This is a genomic window from Streptomyces sp. NPDC020681, from assembly GCF_044334895.1.
In the GTDB taxonomy this organism is placed as follows: domain Bacteria; phylum Actinomycetota; class Actinomycetes; order Streptomycetales; family Streptomycetaceae; genus Streptomyces.
The window spans coordinates 1-1582 of record NZ_JBIRTX010000075.1; the positions used below are offsets into that span (position 1 = coordinate 1).

At 69.5% G+C, this 1582-nt stretch carries 1 protein-coding gene; it reads left to right on the forward strand.

Going from position 1 to position 1582, the window contains the following annotated elements:
• The first annotated feature begins 127 nt into the window (after positions 1 to 127).
• Positions 128 to 1573 carry an NF041680 family putative transposase gene (locus ACH4YL_RS40750; protein ID WP_398512590.1) on the forward strand — a complete coding sequence of 482 codons (1446 nt, stop codon included), beginning with the start codon at positions 128 to 130 and terminating at the stop codon, positions 1571 to 1573.
• Positions 1574 to 1582 lie beyond the last annotated feature (9 nt).

Sequence of the window (1582 nt, forward strand, 5' to 3'; positions counted from 1 at the left end):
AGCTTGGCGTTTAACCGCGCAGGTCACCCGACCTGCTGATCTGCGGTTCTTTCCGGGACAGCGGAGGCGGCCGTTCTCCACGCTTCGAGATGTCGAGTCACGAAGTATGAGAGAACGGCCGCTGTGTATGAGTCTGTCTGTCGATGCGTCCGCAGGCGAGGCGTTGGACGTGTTGTCCCGCTTTCGGGTCGAGTTCTACGAGAGTCTCTACGCCCGCGCGGATGCGCTCTTCGAGCTCACGGAGGCGGTGTTGTGTGCGGACGGGCCGGTGAAGACCTTGGTCGAGCTGTCGTTGGCGGCCGAGCACCGGCGCGGGCACGGCGCGCTGTACGCCGCCCTGGACCGGGGCTGGGTTGAACAGGCGCGGTTGCGCCGCGCTCTGGCCGGCCTGCCGCTGCCGAGGGCGGCCGACGGGCGGATCGTGCTCGCTGTGGATGTGTCGCACTGGCTGCGGCCCGATGCACCGACCAGCGACGAGCGGTTGTTCTGCCACGTCTACGGACGCGGTGACCGCAGCTCGGACCAGTTCGTGCCCGGCTGGCCGTATTCCTTCGTCGCCGCCCTGGAGTCCGGCCGCACCTCCTGGGTCGCGTTGCTGGACGCGGTCCGCTTGGGCCCGGCCGACGATGCGACCATCGTCACCGCCACCCAACTCCGCGCTATCGTCCGGCGGTTGACGAGAGCCGGCCACTGGAGGCCGGGCGATCCGGACATCCTGATCGTCATGGACTCTGGCTACGACGTCGCCTACCTGACCCACGCTCTCGCCGACCTGCCCGTCGTGCTGGTCGGACGCCTGCGCTCGGACCGCGTCATGCTCCGCGACGCTGGTCCCGCCCGCTCCGGGCCGAAGGGTGGGCGGCCCCGCAGGCACGGCGGCGTCCTCACGTTCAAGAAGCCCGAGACCTGGCACGAGCCCGAAGTCACGACGGCCACGGACACCACCCGCTACGGCAAGGCCGAGGCGACAGCCTGGGACCGGATGCACCCCAGGCTCACCCACCGCGGCCCCTGGCTGGAGCACACGAACGAGGAACTACCCATCCTGCACGGCACGTTGACGCGGTTGAAGGTCGAGCACCTTCCGGGCGACCGCGACCCGAAACCCGTCTGGCTGTGGTCCTCGGCCGCCGGCGCCACGCCAGCGGACGTGGACTGCTGGTGGCAGTCGTTCCTCCGCCGCTTCGACCTGGAGCACACGTTCAGGCTGATGAAGCAGACGCTCGGATGGACCGCCCCGAAGATCCGTCACGCGGACACCGCCGACCTGTGGACTTGGCTGATCATCGCCGCCTACACCCAGCTCCGCCTCGCCCGGCCCCTCGCCGAGGACCTCCGCCGGCCCTGGGAACGCCGCACCGAACCCCGTCGCCTCACCCCAGCCCGCGTCCGCCGCGGGTTTCGCAACCTCCGCGCCGCGACCGCGAGACCGGCGGCCGCACCGAAACCCACACGACCAGGCCCTGGACGGCCTCCCGGCTCGAAGAACAAGCACCGGGCCACGCGTCACGACGTCGGCAAGACGGTCAAACGCGCCGAGTCGATCAAGGAACATCAAGCTCACCAACGTTAAACGCCAAGC

Coding starts and splice junctions, on each gene's coding strand:
- ACH4YL_RS40750 (WP_398512590.1), top strand. CDS start 128: ATGAGTCTGTCTGTCGATGCGTCCGCAGGCGAGGCGTTGGACGTGTTG.